The organism is Novipirellula artificiosorum (assembly GCF_007860135.1).
GTDB lineage: Bacteria > Planctomycetota > Planctomycetia > Pirellulales > Pirellulaceae > Novipirellula_A > Novipirellula_A artificiosorum.
Window position 1 is genome coordinate 605,046 of sequence record NZ_SJPV01000002.1, and the last position, 16,434, is coordinate 621,479.

A 16,434-nucleotide genomic window follows, 5' to 3' on the forward strand; every position below is an offset into this window, starting at 1 on the left:
CGGTGCCCTTAGCGAATCGGATGGTCGTCTTCTTCCGACGTCGGCGAGGTCGCGATCGAAGTCGCGCCGTCGACCGGCTCCTCCGGCTCGACGGTCGGCGCGTCGTTGCTTCCGCCTCCGGTATCTTCGACAAAATGAGCCGCCACCGACTGTTTGTCATAGATCGGCCAACCGTCCTGGAAACGAATCTCCGCAGTATAGTCGACCGGTGGACGCTCGAAACTCTCCGAGGGCGAATGGTTGGCGGTCTTGTCGCCAAACCGGACAAATCGACTGCCGGCCAACTTCGTTCCTTCGCGAATCGATCCCGCTTGAAACGGCCCGACCCCCAAGACATACGTGTCGCGCGCGGTTGCCGTGGACTGCCGAACGCCCGATTGCCAAACGGCTTTGCGTGTTTCCCGGTCATAAGCGAAGGCGGCGATCTTTGCAGCCGCTTCGCGTGCATCTCGCCGAGCCACGGCAATCTCAGGGATCGAAGGCAAACTCGGTGAATTGGGAATCAGCGATGCTGCGGACGACAACGAATTGTTCTCGGGAATCCCAAACGTCACACGGTGGTCATCCGAGCCAAGCGTACCACAACGGGCCTCGATGATGATATCCGCATCCTGGCTGGTGTCCTGCAACAAGCACCCAGCACCCGCAATCTGTTGGCGCAGCGCACTCGTGACGTATTCGGAGTTGACGAACCCCAAAGTCTTCACCTGCCGCAGGTAGCTGGTGTCCAGATACACCTTGCGTCCGGTCAAAGGCCGAAAATCAATACTCGAAATGCTCCGATCGACCGCATTGCTGAGCACCAATTGCTCGGTCGCTTCACGTTCGCGTGTCGTCCCGCATCCCACACAAGTTGCCGACACAAGCAGCAAGCCGAGCAAGAGCCGAGTCATTCGAACGGAATGGGAACAGAAACGCAGCATCGATAGTTGGGGCAAGGATCGACCAAGGGCGGGGAAAACAGATTCACACCAGATCGTATAGTCCGATCGCATCTCAGCCAGCAAGCCCAAATCGCATGCTAGCAATCACGGCGACTCACCGGCTAGCTTGTCAATCCTGCCAACTCGGTCGCACGATGAACTCGGGCAATCCCAATCATGAACGCTGCGGTCCGTAGCGAAATATTGTGCTGCTGAGAGGTCTGCCAAACCGTTTCGAAGGCCTCATTCATCGTGTGGTCGAGTTCTTGGCGGACACGGTCGAGCGACCATCGATAGTGTTGTCGGTTCTGTACCCATTCGAAATAACTCACCGTCACGCCTCCCGCGTTGGCAAGAATGTCCGGCAAGATCGTGACCCCGCGATCTTGCAAAATGGAGTCCGCAGCGGGCATGACCGGCCCATTGGCCCCTTCAACGATCACCTTGGCATGAATGCCATCGACGTTCTGCTCGGTGATCACGCCACCGATCGCCGCGGGAATCAAGACGTCGACGTCCTTGAGCGCAAGCAAGGCATCACCGGGTAATCGCTCGCATTGTTCAAATCCCTCGAGCAATCCATTGGGGTGCTTCATCTTGTATCGCAAAACCTCGGGAATGTCCAATCCATCTGGGTGATAGTAGGTTCCCGAAATATCGCTGACCGCAACAACAGGAAATTGCGATTCATGCAGGAATTTGGCGGCATGCGTTCCCACGTTTCCGAATCCTTGAATGGCAAGGTTGGAATTTTCAGGCTTCATTCCGAGTCGGCGAACCAGTTTGAGCGTCAGGATACCGACCCCACGTCCCGTCGCCTCTTCGCGACCTCTCGCGCCATATTCTTCAACCGGTTTTCCGGTGATCACGGCAGGGTTGAAGCCATGGTATTTTTCCCACTGATTGCGAAACCATGCCATGACCTGATGATCCGTCCCCATGTCGGGCGCAGGGATGTCGGTATCAGGCCCCACAATGTCGTGGATTTGGTCCACAAAGGCTCGAGTTAACCGCTCAATCTCGCGTTTGGACAATTTCGACGGATCGACACCGATCCCACCCTTCGCTCCGCCATAGGGCAGATTGACCACAGCGGTTTTCCAGGTCATCAAACATGCGAGCGCTCGGACTTCGTCGAGATCCACTTGGGGATGAAACCTCAACCCACCCTTCATCGGCCCGCGAGCGTTGTCGTGCTGGACACGAAAACCAACGAAGTTTGCTAATTTGCCATCGTCCATCTCAATCGAGACTTGGACCTGTATTTCCCTTCCAGGCATCAGCAGCGCCTCACGCATCGCCGGTTCAATGTTCAGATGCTCTGCCGCCATATCAAAAAAGGTCTGTGTCGCTTCAAAGGCTCGCATCAGCCAACTTCTCCATCATAAGGTTCGAGCACTCGCTGCATTCTAGTGGATTTCAACCTGCTCTGCGGGCGCGTGAGTTGGACCGCTGAGAAGAATGAACTATGTTGATCTTTCGTATCCCGATTCATTCTTTCCCTCGTTTGCAGCTTCAACAAGGCCCCCCATGCTCGCCCCTGCTCGTTCGTCGACGACACCGACACTAACAATCCTTACTGCATTTGCGGTCCTCGCCATCGCGCTCCGTTCTTTTCCTGTCTCAGCCGTCGCCAATGAACTGGCCCCCGTTCCGCTGATCTTTGACACCGACATTGGCAATGATGTCGATGACGTCTTGGCACTCGGAGTGATCCATGCTTTGCAGTCACGTGGCGAATGCGAACTGATGGCGGTCACCATCACCAAGGATCACCCCCTGGCCGCGGCTTTCACCGATGCGGTCAATACATTCTATGGACGAGGCGATGTTCCGATCGGTGTTTGTCGCAGCGGCATGACACCCGAAGCCGGACGGTTTAATCCGCTTGCACAGATCGAGGACAACGACCAGCTTCGCTTTCCGCATGACCTGATGTCAGGCGAACAGGCCCCCGATGCCGTGACGGTGCTGCGTCAAAGCCTCGCAGAGGCAACCGATCATAGCGTGGTGATTGTACAAGTGGGGTTCTCCACCAACATGGCGAGTCTATTGCAGTCGCCTGCGGATGACGTTAGCCCGTTGACGGGAGTCGAATTGGTCAAGCAAAAAGTCCGTTTGTTATCGATGATGGCAGGAGCTTTCCAACAAATCGCTGGCAAGGGCGGAAAGCGTTACGATCACAAAGAATACAACATCATCAAAGACATTCCATCCGCCCAGCGAATTGCCTCCGAGTGGCCGACCCCAATCGTGTGGAGCGGATTTGAAATTGGAATCGCAATTCCCTATCCACACCAAAGCATCGAACAGGATTACCGCTATATCCTTCACCATCCGTTGCCAGAGGCCTACATCGCCTACAACCCACCGCCGCACAACCGTCCAACATGGGATCTGACCAGCGTCTTGGCGGCCATTCGCCCCCGTCGCGATTATTTTGGCTTGTCCAAGCCCGGCCGAGTGACCGTTGCGGACGACGGCCTGACGAGCTTTACCCCTGACCATGATGGGAAACATCAATACCTGAACGTTTCCACGCAGCAGATCACGAGAGTCACCGAGGTACTGGCTGCCTTGGCAAGTGAACCGCCCCACTCGATCCAACCCAGCTACGGAAAGCGATAGGCGGGGTTTTTCGGGTCGAAGTCCTTTTCACTTAGCCCGACATTCGTTTGAATGTCGTGATAGGTGTACGACTCCTGCAACGGTGGAGGCGTTCCCTCGGATGCTGGCCAGCCAAAACTCCGATAGCTGAGGATCAGTTGTCGCTGGGGATCGATCACGATTTCCGCGAGCGAGAAATTGTCCTCGTCAACCGAATTCGATGGCGGTGGCTTTGTTCGCCGAACCTGAATCAATTCCGCGGGGACCTCCTCAAGCAAGTAGTCACTCGTGATCGTGACTTCGATATCGGGATTGTCCAAGTCCTTCTGGCCGCGTTCGATCAATTTTTCAACCAACCGAACCAGCCCAATTTCATAGATCGGATAACGCTGGCCGCGCATCGCCAACATCCCCGTAGGGTCAAGCGACAACGTCAACATGCCGAGCAAGCCAGCTTCATGGACGACCAACAGCCCCTCGTGCATGTCCGCCGCCCAGATGACTTCTCGGCCACGTACCGATTCGGGCGCAGTGAAATTCAAATAGACTCGCATCGGCGCCGAATCGGCCTGATCGCGAAGTCGGGTCTGCACCTTCAACTCGATCTCGGTCATGCCACCAAGAACGCCGGTCGTGTCAACCTCTTGTTTGACAAAACGAGCGGTGTAGTCGTTCAAGTTTTCACTCATCGACTCGCGTGCTGCAACCGCCATTTCCAGCACTTCGGCGAGCGAAGAAGCACGTGTCCTGCTCGGCGCACCAGCGTCCGCTGACCGCAAATCGATCGACGCTGGCGTCGTTGTCTCGCTTGTCGCACGAGACGGCCGACGAAAACTACCAGCCATATAAGCGGCTGCGCCGAGTGCAATGGCGAGCGAAACGATTGTCCAATGTCTATTCAAGAGTCACGCCACGGAAAAGAACACGCCCGACTGAAGAGCCTGACACTCAAAAGTACGAAAGGTCAGCCTCGAAAGGCTGACCTACTTTGACTCGCGATCAACGCTTAGAACTGGTCGTTCTGTTGCATCTTCGCTTGTTGCGTTTGCCGCACCGCTGCGCCGATCGCCTGCAACAACCCCTCGGTCACCGTAATCCGTGAATCCTGTCCATTGGGAATGCTGTTGCTTACGATGCGAACGTTGCCTTGATCCGCCGCCGTCGCCAACGAATCGATCATCGCAGCGATGGTGCCGTTGGTTTCGATGGACTGAGCGTACTTCAAGATCGGCAGCAGTTTGACTGTCATCTGCCCCAGCGGTCGGACGCCACCGTTGTCGCTGGCCCCCGAATCGACCAATTGCTTCATCAAGGATTCACTGTTTTCACCAACCGCCACGTATACGGCCTTGGCACCGGTGCCAACATGAACACGCAGCGTCTCGCCAAACACCTTTCGAGCTTCATCCTCGCCTGCGGGGACATCGGCTTCAATTCGATGCAGGGAAACGCCCTTGTAAGTTTCTTGGTCGAACAAGAACCGTGGAGCCTTCGGTTCATTTTGCAGCTTGGCAGCCAAGTCCTTCACAATCTGAGCGGCTTCGTTGCCATCGGCAACAAAACTGCCAAAGACAAACTGAAAATCATCTTCGTTGGCCAACAAGAGCGTACCAAAATCGGCTTTGCCTTCCTTCACGCTGCTGGTCGCCAAGTCGACAATTCGGCCCACCAGGGCTTGCACTTCGACCTGTTGGTCCTCATTCAAATCATCCGATTCACTGATCGCGTTGTTGATCGCGGCAGTTGCCGTTTCAAGACTTGCGATGTACTGCTCGATCGCTTCGGGACCGATTGACATCGCAGCATGATAAAACGCAGCCGCATCGTCTCGAATCACGGAAGCAAATTGGGAAGGAATCGCTTTTTGACCGCCGTAGATGGCCGCCAATTGGCTGCCGTCAACCGCCGTAAACGCTCCGTCAATGTGAATCCCTTTTGCCGATTGATCGATATTCCATCCAATTTTCAATTCATTCGTATCTTGAATCAACTGCTCGATCTGTTTGATCGAGCTTTCCGCCATCGCCCGAGTTCCCTCGGCATCGGCTTGGTCTTGCTTTGCAATCGCTTGCTCAAACCCTTGCCGCAATTGTGCGATCAACATGTTGCGGGTTTCGGTCGGGACCTGTTGCATGCGAAGTCGAATCGCAAGGTCATAGCTGTTGCCCATGCCCTCCATGACGCTGCTCGGATCGGCCGGAGCCAAATCCAACAACTCACGGTTACGTGCCAACGCGGCCCAATTCCCAAGCTGGCGAATGTAAACCGTATTGGCTCCGACCGCGATCACTAAGGTCCCGTCGGAAAGCTCATCGGCGGGACCCGTTTGAGCTTCGAGTCGCTTCAGCACGGTTTTCACATCCGCAGTGGGAAGCAAGGCAATCGGTTCCGGCGAACCGTTGACAAGTGGAACCACGACCGCGATCGGTTGATTCATGTCGATGCCTTGCGTAAACGTACCGGCCATCATCGCGAACATGCCGCCAACCTGAGGCTGGCCGACCACGCCGGTGATGTAGTTCACGTCTTGCATCAACTTGTTGACCGATCCGATCGTCACAACGACCACGGGATCGGTTGCACTGGCTACCGCCGCACCACCCGATCTCGCTGGCAGTGAATCTTGAGCATCGAGAGGCGGCGTCCCAATGCCTTGAACGAGGCAGGCGAATGTCACCGCGACGCCCAATACAAAGTGACTGGAAACACGGTTGCGATTGAGAAGCATGTTTGAACCATCCTTAGGGAGATACGAGAAAAGCGTGAAGCCAATCGATCGGTAAACGACCTCAAGCTGCAGGCGTGTGTCTAGTTAAATTACCCGACAAAACCGAGAATAGTTTCACCGCGATGCAAGAAACCAACAACCCGTTGGATTTTGCCATCCGAGAGGGTCAGCTGTGGTCGCTGAAAGGCCCTGAGAAAGAAGGGAGTGATCGCACGATCACATCCAAGGGCAATGGTCGCTGTAAGAGTTTAGCGTTCTCGAAAAATGATCCGACCCTTTGTCAGGTCGTAAGGCGACAACTCGACCCGCACCTTATCACCCGGAACGATACGGATAAAGTGCTTCCGCATCCGGCCAGCAACGTGCGCCATCACCTCGCTACCGGTTTCTAATTGAACCCGAAAACGCGTGTTCGCGAGAGCCTGTGTTACCGTGCCTTCGACTTCGAAGGCCTCTTCTTTCTTTCCCAAGTTTCAAACCTGCAGGTGTTAAGTAAGTAAGCAAAAGATTAGAGCAACCCATTGCTGAAAAATCTAGTCCAGCACCGCCAAAATGGCTGCTTTCCCGGACATCCCTACAAGGCAACCGCATGTTTCATGCCACAAAACGCGATGGTTTGGGCTTTCCAACTGCGACCACTCGTCTTGCCCCGTCGCGGTGATTAACATTTGAAGGCATGGAAAAAACAAATGTAGCTATCGTTGGACTCGGGACCGTTGGCACCGGTGTTGCCCGCTTGCTTTTGGACCACGGAGATCGCACGGCGCGTCACGCTGGGCGGACGTTGTGGCTGAAAAAGGCGGTCGTTCGAGACCTGTCCAAACCGCGCGATGTTGATTTGCCATCCGGAATCGTGACCGATTCCATCGATGATGTGATCAACGACCCCGATATCCAGGTGGTCGCCCAGCTGATTGGTGGGCTGGAACCCGCCCGAACGATCATGTTGCGTTTGCTCGAATCGGGCAAGGATATCGTGACCGCCAATAAGGCCTTGTTGGCCGAACACGGCCCCGAGCTTTTTACCCGGGCGAGAGAACTGGGACGCAGTATCGCGTTCGAGGCCGCTGTCGCGGGGGGGATCCCGATCATTGCCAATCTGAGCCAATGTTTGTCGGCCAACCAGATTTGCAAACTCGAAGGGATTTTGAACGGCACCAGCAACTTCATCGTGACCCAGATGGACGAGAAAGGCGCCTCGTATGAAGATGTCGTTCGCCGTGCCCAACAACTGGGTTACGCAGAAGCCGACCCGACGATGGACGTCGATGGCACCGATGCGGCCCAAAAGCTATCGATTCTGGCCCATTTGGCTTTCGGCGCGACGGTGAATTGGGCAGACATCCCGCGAGTCGGCATTGATGGACTTGACCCCGATGACTTGCGTTTCAGCCGCCAACTGGGCTATCGCATCAAGCTGCTGGCCTTGGCCAACTTAGCGGATGACGGGCTGGAATTGTCGGTCGGCCCGACGTTGGTCCGAATTGGCACCCCCTTGGCCGAAGTCCGCGACGCCTACAATGCCATCCGAGTGATTGGGGATGCGGTCGGTCCCGTGTTCTACCATGGACTTGGCGCTGGTCAGATGCCGACCGCTTCGGCTGTGGCCGCGGACCTGATCGATACCGCCGTGGGGCGAACGAAGTTGACCTTCCAAACGCTGGAATATTTCTCGACCGATCAACCTCCACGGGTTAAGCAACGCGAAGCCGACACGCTGGTGGGAAGATGTTATTTCCGGCTCAATGTCGCGAACCATCCCGGCACCTTGGCGGCCATCACGGCGGTCCTAGCCAAGCACAAGATTTCGATCGCGTCGGTGATTCAACACGAACCCGAAAACGGCAACGCGGACGACAGCGGACCGCCATCCGGAACCGTCCCCTTGGTCATCATGACCCATGCGGCGGCAGAAGGTGCCGCGCGAACCGCAACCGAAGAGATCCAGTCGCTGTCGGCCGTTACCGGTCCGGTTGTAAGGCTTAGAGTGAAGGATTAAGGCCCGGTCTCAGATCGTTTGCTGGTTTGTGCGTCGATGGCAGTTTGGCGGTTTCCCCTACAGGATATTCGGGGCTACGATCCTATAGGTTCGGTCTCGCGCCGGACGCGTCCAAGAGATCGACAGCCAGGTCGGTGGCACCGTAGCCGACCGACGCCCATCCCCATTGTCACACCTGAGTCCCCGTTCGGTCGCTCATGATTCAAGTCCAGCATCTGACCAAGCACTACGAGGATCTGCATCGAGGCCTTTTCGCGGCCGTCGATGGAGTCTCCTTCACCGTCGGATCTGGGGAGATTTTTGGTCTGCTTGGCCCCAATGGTGCGGGCAAAACGACGGTCCTACGAATCCTCAGCACCGTGCTCACCCCGACATCCGGTATCGCCAACGTGGCAGGTTACGACGTCGGGATCGACCCAGCGGAAGTTCGACGGCGGATCGGTTTCGTCAGTAACAACACGGCCATGTACGACCGAATGACCGCATGGGAGATGGTGGAGTACTTTGGCCGCTTACACGGGATGCCCCGAGACGTTCTCGCCGAGCGTCTCGAAACACTTTTCTCCCAATTGCGCATGAACGACTTTCGCGACGTTCCCGGCGGCAAAATGTCGACGGGCATGAAACAAAAGGTCTCGATCGCACGCGCGATGGTCCACGATCCGCCCGTGTTGGTGTTCGACGAAGCCACACTTGGACTGGATGTGATGGTTGCGAGGAATCTATTGTCGGTCATCCGTGACCTGAGGGAATGTGGGAAATGCTTGATTTTTTCAACGCACATCATGAGCGAAGTCGAACGATTGTGCGACCGAATCGCGATCATGCACCGCGGAAAAATCCTCGATAGCGGCACGCTCGAAGCACTTCGCCAGCGGCATGGACAAGAAGATTTTGAAGAACTGTTTTTCGGCCTGCTAAGCGACCATGAACGGGGCGACTGCGAACGCGTTGACTGCGAACGGGACAACGATCAAACCTGTGGAGCGTCAGCATGAGCAACCCCCTCTACGACCCGCCGCAAACGGCGAAACAAAAACGACGTGCGGCCAAGCTTGCCGGTCGGCCACGTCTGTCGGCAATCTGGCTGATTTACGCCCGTGAGATGCGAGACCAACTTCGTGATCGCCGAACGTTGTTCACGATCGCGGTCTTACCGATCTTGCTGTATCCGATCGTTGGAACCCTACTGTTACAAATCGCGCAGTTCACTCAGCAGCATCCCACCAGTGTTTGCGTGGTGGGAACCGAGCACTTGCCCGATGTTCCCTCATTGGTATCCGAAGACGCCTTCGCAGCGGATCTCGCTCCGGATGCACAGCAACTGCGCGTGGTGACCTATCGATGGAAGGATGTGATCACCGACCATACGGTCGCCGAGCGCGCCAGCGATTGGGTTCGCAATGGATTGTTTGATTGTGTGGTCATGGTCCCCCCGGCCTTTGCCGAGCCAAAGCATCGACTCAGCGACCAAGACGCATCGATTCGGTTGCTGTACAACGTCGCGTCGGATCAATCGATGGTAGCACGTGACCGTGTGACGGGAGTGCTGAACACATGGCGTGGGGGGTGGATTCGTGATCGTTTAGCCAGCTCCGGCGTCGATCTTGACGCGATTGAACCCTTCCGGTTGTCCGACGTCGATATCGCACCCGAACGAACACGGGAAGCGGCGCTGTGGAGCAAATTGCTGCCGTTCATCATGTTGGTCTGGGCCATGACCGGTGCTTTCTATCCCGCGATCGACTTGGTCGCCGGTGAGAAAGAACGTGGAACACTCGAAACCTTGCTGTGCAGCCCTGCCCTGCGATCCGAAATTGTGATGGGCAAGTTGGCGACCGTCACGACGTTCAGCATGATGACGGCGATCTTGAATGCGAGCAGCATGCTCGTGACCAGCTCGTTTGTCTTTCGACAAATTGGAATCGGCAGCGTCGACAATACGATTGGCGCACCACCCATGGCTCCGATGCTCTGGTTACTCGTCGCCCTCGTCCCATTGTCGGCCCTATTTAGCGCTCTGGCACTCGCCGTTGCCGCGATGGCCCGTAGCAGTAAAGAGGGACAATACTACTTGATGCCGTTGATGATGGTCACGTTACCGCTGGTGATGTTGCCGATGTTGCCGGGCACCTCGTTGACAGCCGGGACCAGCTTGATTCCCGTAACCGGGATGTTCCTGCTGGTGCGCGCCTTGGTGGAAGGCCAATACGTCTTGGCGTTGTGGCATCTGCCGATCGTCGCGGTCGTCACCGGAGTCTGTTTATGGATGGCTGCAAAATGGGCACACAAACAATTTGAAGACGAGTCGGTGCTGTTTGGTGGCAACGACCAGTGGGAGCTACGTCATTGGGTGCGTCATCTATGGCGAGATCGGCAAACGGCGGCAACTCCAGGCCAAGCGATCGCATGTGGTGCGATCATCTTGGTTGCTTTGTTCTTCGGAAAGCTGGCGGTGACCGAGATGCCAACCACCTTTTCTGGTATCGCTCAATTGGTATTGATGCCGCAGATTGGCATGATTTTGGCTCCGACGCTCTTGATGGCAACGGTCTTGACCACGTCATTGAGAAAGAGTCTGCGGATTCGCATGCCTTACTGGCCGACGTTGCCCTTAGCCGTGCTGCTTGGCGCTTCACTACACCCCCTCTATGTCACGCTGGCGTCGTGGATCAACCAGATGTACCCGGTTAGCGAACAGGCGGCGGCCGCAATGAAGCCCTTTGCCGAGCAAATCACCACGGCGCCATGGCTATCGGTGGTCTTCCTGATGGCTTTGGTTCCTGCGGTCTGTGAAGAACTCGCGTTTCGCGGTTTCATTTTCGGTGGGCTGCAACGAGGAAAAAACGCTGTGCGTGCGGTCGTGGTCACCGCGATCCTGTTCGGCATCTCGCATGGAGTGCTGCAACAGTCGATTGCAGCAACGGTGATGGGGCTGCTGCTCGGTTTCATCGCGCTGAGAACCGGCAGTGTGCTGCCCGGAATCTTGCTGCACTTGACCAACAATGCCTTGTCGGTATCGATGGGGCGAATCGCCAACAGCCAATGGGGCGGAGCCTCGATGATGTTTCATACGACCGCCGAAGGCCCCCAGTATCAACCGTTGTGGCTGGTCGCCTGCGTCGCCATTGCGGGAATCTGTTTGTGGTGGTTCATCACGCTGAACACCCATCCCGCCGATGCGGAAGCCGACCATATCGAACTGGACAACACAATCGTTGATCCCGCGACTCGGTTGATGGCATCGACCTAGCGTTTTGTCAATCTTTAATTTTGGCTCCTCGGACGAATTAGTGGGTGAAAACCATCGAAAATGGGGCACAAGGGATCGGTGATTTGGAGTGCCTTTGCCGGTGCTCAAACACTCGCTCGGCGCTCCGCGGAAAGGGCTCATCCAAACCATTTGGCTCTCCCACGCAATGGGTGGGTAGCTTTTTGCCATCTTCATTCCGATCCCCCGGTTTTTTAAGGCATTTCAGGGCAGAAAGAAGGTGTTCAGCGTCATTCCATCTCGAAGCCCAAACAGAAATCCCGGAAAGACACGCTCGTTCGACCCTTTCCCAGCGAGAAACTCTGGCTCATCCGGCGGAAGCGTGCGCAGGAGGTTTTCGAGGCATCTCTCCGGTGTCCCATCATTGCTGGCAGGAGCTATTTTCACTTGTTATCGTGCAGTTGCCGGGAGAAACGGAGTGGAGCTCTGCAGAGGTGCAACTTGACAAGGGATATCCCGGTCGACGGTGCGCCAAGGGTGCTACCGGTTCCCGGCGGACGACCGTCCGTTGGGGACTCTTTTCGAAGAGATCATTGGACACCGGAGCCATACCTCCAAAAAACCTCGAGTCTGGGTTCCGCGTGCTTCCGTCGGATGAGCCGAAACATTTCCCTTCCTGGCCCAGTTATCTCTCGGTAGGTTGCTCCGCAGCAGAGCCTGCCTCCCGTTTGACTGGGCAATCCTCAATAGGAAGGAGAACAGACATCCAATTGTTTGCAGTGACATGTGGCAGGCGTACTTGAAAGTGATTGCCAAGAAGGGCCCTCACGCGATTCGTATCCTGGACCGTTTTCACGTCATGCATCGGCAGGTAAGTTTCTTGATGCTTGGTGTACGCGCGCGATGAGAAGCAAAATCGATCCGATGAAGGATTTAGCCAAGACGCTCCGCAAGAAACGCGAATTGCTGCTGAACTGGTTTCGAGCCGGAGGGACGTTGTCATCCGGCGTTGTAGAAGGCTTTAACAACAAGCTAAAACTGATTACCAGAAAATCCTACGGTTTTCGCACCCAAGAAGCTTACGAAACAGCGCTCTATCACAACCTTGCCGCGCTGCCTGAGCCAAAATTCACCCACAGATTCTTCTAAGGAAGCTTAATTTTAGGGTTCGAGGGACCGGAGGGCTCGCGCCCAATACCGCTAAAACTTGTAGCGGAACGGCGCGAGCCGTCCAGTCTCACCCTAGTTTTTAATCTGGACAACGCACTAGCGTTTAGGTCAGCACGGAGGTAGACGCCCCGGTTTCCGTGGCGGTCCTTTCTGCAGACTCAGGCATCCGGTCGATCGTCGAAGCGGCTTCGCGATTTGCCGTGACGCCCCGTCACCCATCACCCCAGGAAGAAAAGGGGCGCACCACAGAGAACACGCGGTCCAAGGAGAAAGCACGGAGGATCGGCTCGTTGTTCCTCTGTGCCTCTGTGTTTCAAGCGTCCGCGCAACCCGTCGACGGAAGGTGAACGTAGAGTGAAAGAAGTATCCATGTTGGCTCCTTAACATCGATCGACGACGTCCATGATCACGCGGTCGCGGCGGTTGACTTGAAATCGGTACACGCCCGAGCCCGCGACTGGCGCTCATCCGCAGACGAAACAACGCCATGCCCCGGGAAGGAGTGACAGGTGACAAGTTACGCAGCCGTTACACGCGTTTTCCCGCAATCCTGATCACCCCGTCCTGAGGCATGATGCGATCTTGACCGACTCAGGAGACAGCCAAGCGACCTCCTCTTGGTGCAGTTGCATCCGTCAATACGAAGCGTTTCAAGACCCGTCGCGGCAACGCCGCGTTAGCCGATTCGCTCCATTACCTTAGTAAGCGTATTTCGCAGCGCAGTCCCGCTTGCCCGAATGCCCTGAATTTCTTTTGGCCACAAATCGAGTTCAATACGACGCATCACACCAGTGCGTCCGATCACTGTCGGAACCGACAGCGAGACGTCGCGAATGCCGTAGCATCCGTCTTGGACGCTGCTCACCGGCAAAATGCAGCGGCGGTCCAGCGCGATGGCGTCAATGCAGTCGCGGATCGCGATCCCCACGGCAAAGCCAGCTCCACCTTTACGTTTGATCACTTCGGCGCCACTACCGCGTGTCCGAGTGAAAACTTGGTTGGCAACACCATGATTCCAGCCCGAGAACTTATCGAGGGGCAACCCGCCAATGGTTGCACTGCTCCAAATCGGCACCATCGTCTCGCCATGCTCGCCAAGGATCAACGCCTTCGTTTGGGTCGGCGGCGCATTGAGTTGCTGGGCGATCAAGGAACAAAAACGGATCGTGTCCAGCTGAGTCCCCAAACCAATCACTTGATTGACCGGCAAATCGAGCATCTTCGCGGCTACGTAGGTCAGAATGTCGACCGGATTGCTGACGACCAAAACGATTGCCGACGGCTTTGGACCCGCGGCCTTGACGTCTTTGAGAATTTGGACGAACAGGTCGGTGTTGCGGTTGATTAAATCCAACCGCGACTCGTCCGGCTTACGACGCAGTCCCGCAGTGATACAAATGACATCACTGTCGGGAATTTGCTCGTAACCGCCGCCAACGATGGTTTGATCGGCAACGCTCGGGCCACCATGCTGTAGATCGAGTGCTTGGCCAACCGCCAATTCTTGGTTGACATCCAACAACGCGATTTCACGGACTTGGCCGCCGCATTGAAGTGCATACGCAGCACACGAACCAACCAATCCGCCACCGCCAATAATCGCTACCTTCATAAGAAGTTCTTCCTGTTGTGGGCCGGGCCCCTGTATGCCTGAGCGACACCGGACCGACACGAATGACTCGTCCGATGTTTCTACTTCTGCATTTGACGGATGACTTCGTCGGTAATCAACTTCACCAACTTTTCTTCATCCATTCCGCCCGAAGCGGCGCTACCGTTGCTGCTCGTTGCCTTCGCCGGAGGTGCTGGGAATGCTCGGCGGTCCACCTCCGTTTCAGCCCAGGACGAGCGGAAGATATCGTTCGCACAAATGTCGCAGTTCTTATACTCGGGTGTATTGCGTGGATCGCTATATCCCCACTTCTGTTTCAGCTCCAACAATTCCTGTGATTTGTCTTGGCTGAGATACGATACATTTCCAAGCTGTTTGGCCAACATCAACATCCGGCAGTAGGCGTCCAGAATCTCTGTCCACCAATACGCTCGCTCGACCGATTCGCCGTAGCTAACCGTGCCATGGTTGGCCAAAACCATGACGTTTGTCTTGTCAACAAACGGCAGTATCGTATCGGCAAAGGCTTGGCCACCAGGGGTTTCGTATTGGGTGATCGGGACATCACCGAGAAAGACCTCGACCTCGGGTAAAACACATTGTGGGATCGCTTCACGAGCAATCGCGAATGCGGTTGCATGCGGCGGATGGCAATGCACGACGCTCTTGACGTCGGCCCGCTGTTTGTAGATTTCGAGATGCAACAATGCTTCACTGCTGCGCGGTTTGATGCCGGCGATTTGTTTGCCAGTCATGTCGACCAATGAAATGTCTTCGGGTTTCAAAAAACCTTTGCAGTGCATCGTCGGTGTACAAAGGACTTCATTTTCGCTCACGCGAACGGTGATGTTCCCATCATTGGCCGCCGCGAATTGGCGAGTGTAGATACGACGCCCGATGTCACAGATTTCTTGCTTGATTTTATGCAGATTTTGCATGATTCCCTTTCTTGATAATGAAACGAGTTTTATTCTAAGTCAATTTTATCGAGCAGCGCCACAATCGAGGCGTCGACCACCTTTACGTCCGGCACAAAGGGCTGAGCCGCTTCGGGGCCTTCGGCCAATGCGACCAAGTCACCGATCCCTGTACCACACAAATCCCATGCGACGATCGTCTCACCGCCGAGTGGATCGGTGTCAAGTTTGTCAATCGATTCAACCACTTCGACGCAGCGCAGTTGTGACGCGCCCATCGAAGGATGGAAACGCGAAAGCGTGACGGTACCGATCGTGCGAGCAATCTTCATGGTTTTTCCGTTGCCTTTCGAACCAAAATCCGTTGGGCGACATTCACCGCAGCGATCAAATTCAATTGCATCATGTCCAACACCCAAACGGAGGGCGAAAACTCTGCTGCGAATCGATCAACCGAATGGGTATCGGCCACCATCACGGCTCGCTGCTTCTCGCAGCACAACCGATAAACATCGGATGCTGGCGTATCGGTGACGACGATCCTTGCCGAACCGATCACGTTTCGGCGAGCAAGTTGTCCGGCAATCAGATCATCGCGACCGCCGTTCTGGCTGTCTGAAATTTCAAGTCCCGCCACGGTCGGCGAGACAGCTTGTTTGAGTTTGTCGCTACCAGCCACCAATGCGATGCCGAAACGAACCGCTTCGTCACGAGCCGCAGGAGTCACCACGGTCCGCTTTCCAATTCTAATTTCGCTCTTCCCGGCTGCGATGACTTGTTCGATCGAAGCCACGGTAACCAGACGATGATCGGTCAAATCCTCTGCATGTTCCGGTTGTGACTGTTCCGGTTGTGACGGTTCCGTTTGCAACCGCGCAATCACATCCCGTACGATGCTGGCCATCCAGGCGGCGTCGAGTTGCGATTCGTTGTTACGTTGAGTCATGTTTCGGTCAATCTTACTCATCAATGATCCCGACGACGCTCCATCGCGCCGGAGTATTCTGATGCTGGGTGACTTCCCGTGCGTAGGAGCCATCACTGGTTGCAATCACGCGATCGTTCTTTCGACACCCCAGCCCATCGACGGCAATCAGCGGTGGACCATCGGGTGTCCCGTCACTTCCGATTGGCTGAATCACCACCAACCGTTGCCCCGACAAGCTCGCGTGCTTGATCGTGGCGCGAGCGGACCCGAGAACAATCGCTGGTTGCATAGTTTATTTCTTTTCACTGATAGCGACTCGCAAAACGGAGGCATCTCCGT

At 55.7% G+C, this 16,434-nt stretch carries 15 protein-coding genes and 1 pseudogene; 6 read left to right on the top strand and 10 right to left on the bottom strand.

The genetic code is table 11. The features are described from left to right. Positions 1–8: 8 nt before the first annotated feature. The gene (locus tag Poly41_RS08115) at positions 9–893 is read right to left on the bottom strand and encodes a DUF6655 family protein (protein ID WP_197231150.1); all 885 of its coding nucleotides are present in this window, start codon (positions 891–893) and stop codon (positions 9–11) included. Positions 894–1,045: 152 nt separating this feature from the next. Beyond that, complete coding sequence (locus Poly41_RS08120) at positions 1,046–2,290, bottom strand: Glu/Leu/Phe/Val family dehydrogenase (RefSeq protein WP_146525399.1); 1,245 nt, start codon at positions 2,288–2,290, stop codon at positions 1,046–1,048. A 163-nt stretch (positions 2,291–2,453) separates the two neighbouring features. Here Poly41_RS08120 and Poly41_RS08125 point away from each other — a divergent pair, with 163 nt between their 5' ends. Beyond that, entirely contained in the window at positions 2,454–3,551 is a 1,098-nt protein-coding gene (locus tag Poly41_RS08125) for a nucleoside hydrolase (RefSeq protein ID WP_146525400.1), read from the top strand. On the opposite strand, the gene Poly41_RS08130 is transcribed toward Poly41_RS08125, so the two are convergent. The 3 genes from Poly41_RS08130 to infA form a co-directional block, all read right to left on the bottom strand. After that, positions 3,536–4,432, bottom strand: a complete 897-nt coding sequence (locus tag Poly41_RS08130; protein ID WP_146525401.1) for a DUF1571 domain-containing protein — start codon at positions 4,430–4,432, stop codon at positions 3,536–3,538. The genes Poly41_RS08125 and Poly41_RS08130 overlap by 16 nt on opposite strands. Positions 4,433–4,536: 104 nt before the next feature. Then, on the bottom strand, positions 4,537–6,258 hold the full coding sequence (locus tag Poly41_RS08135; protein WP_231615511.1) for a hypothetical protein: 1,722 nt from the start codon (positions 6,256–6,258) through the stop codon (positions 4,537–4,539). 248 nt (positions 6,259–6,506) lie between these two features. Continuing rightward, complete coding sequence (gene infA, locus Poly41_RS08140; protein ID WP_146525402.1) at positions 6,507–6,728, bottom strand: translation initiation factor IF-1; 222 nt, start codon at positions 6,726–6,728, stop codon at positions 6,507–6,509. Positions 6,729–6,934: 206 nt separating this feature from the next. On the opposite strand from infA, the gene Poly41_RS08145 reads away from it, so the two are divergent. The 5 genes and pseudogenes from Poly41_RS08145 (at position 6,935) to Poly41_RS08165 (ending at position 12,617) form a co-directional block, all read left to right on the top strand. After that, positions 6,935–8,257, top strand: coding sequence for a homoserine dehydrogenase (locus Poly41_RS08145; protein ID WP_146525403.1), 1,323 nt, complete (start codon positions 6,935–6,937; stop codon positions 8,255–8,257). Between the two features lie 197 nt (positions 8,258–8,454). Further along, positions 8,455–9,255, top strand: coding sequence for an ATP-binding cassette domain-containing protein (locus tag Poly41_RS08150; protein WP_146525404.1), 801 nt, complete (start codon positions 8,455–8,457; stop codon positions 9,253–9,255). Further along, positions 9,252–11,510, top strand: coding sequence for an ABC transporter permease subunit/CPBP intramembrane protease (locus Poly41_RS08155; protein WP_146525405.1), 2,259 nt, complete (start codon positions 9,252–9,254; stop codon positions 11,508–11,510). The genes Poly41_RS08150 and Poly41_RS08155 overlap by 4 nt, the downstream gene beginning before the upstream one ends. Before the next feature lie 658 nt (positions 11,511–12,168). Continuing rightward, positions 12,169–12,311: pseudogene (locus Poly41_RS35630) on the top strand (ISL3 family transposase); the annotation flags it as partial. Continuing rightward, the gene (locus tag Poly41_RS08165; RefSeq protein WP_390621408.1) at positions 12,255–12,617 is read left to right on the top strand and encodes a transposase; all 363 of its coding nucleotides are present in this window, start codon (positions 12,255–12,257) and stop codon (positions 12,615–12,617) included. The pseudogene Poly41_RS35630 and the gene Poly41_RS08165, both read left to right, overlap by 57 nt. Positions 12,618–13,314: 697 nt before the next feature. Here the strand turns inward: Poly41_RS08165 and Poly41_RS08170 are convergent. From Poly41_RS08170 to Poly41_RS08190, 5 genes are all read right to left on the bottom strand, one after another. Then, positions 13,315–14,250 carry a lactate/malate dehydrogenase family protein gene (locus Poly41_RS08170; protein WP_146525408.1) on the bottom strand — a complete coding sequence of 312 codons (936 nt, stop codon included), beginning with the start codon at positions 14,248–14,250 and terminating at the stop codon, positions 13,315–13,317. A gap of 80 nt (positions 14,251–14,330) precedes the next feature. Beyond that, the gene (locus tag Poly41_RS08175; RefSeq protein WP_146525409.1) at positions 14,331–15,188 is read right to left on the bottom strand and encodes a class II aldolase/adducin family protein; all 858 of its coding nucleotides are present in this window, start codon (positions 15,186–15,188) and stop codon (positions 14,331–14,333) included. A gap of 29 nt (positions 15,189–15,217) precedes the next feature. Next, complete coding sequence (locus Poly41_RS08180; RefSeq protein ID WP_146525410.1) at positions 15,218–15,499, bottom strand: EutN/CcmL family microcompartment protein; 282 nt, start codon at positions 15,497–15,499, stop codon at positions 15,218–15,220. Further along, the gene (locus tag Poly41_RS08185; RefSeq protein WP_146525411.1) at positions 15,496–16,134 is read right to left on the bottom strand and encodes a hypothetical protein; all 639 of its coding nucleotides are present in this window, start codon (positions 16,132–16,134) and stop codon (positions 15,496–15,498) included. The genes Poly41_RS08180 and Poly41_RS08185 overlap by 4 nt, the downstream gene beginning before the upstream one ends. Next, positions 16,127–16,384 (bottom strand): EutN/CcmL family microcompartment protein, encoded by a 258-nt coding sequence (locus Poly41_RS08190; RefSeq protein WP_146525412.1) that lies wholly within the window; start codon positions 16,382–16,384, stop codon positions 16,127–16,129. Before Poly41_RS08190 ends, Poly41_RS08185 begins: the two co-directional genes overlap by 8 nt. Positions 16,385–16,434: the final 50 nt, after the last annotated feature.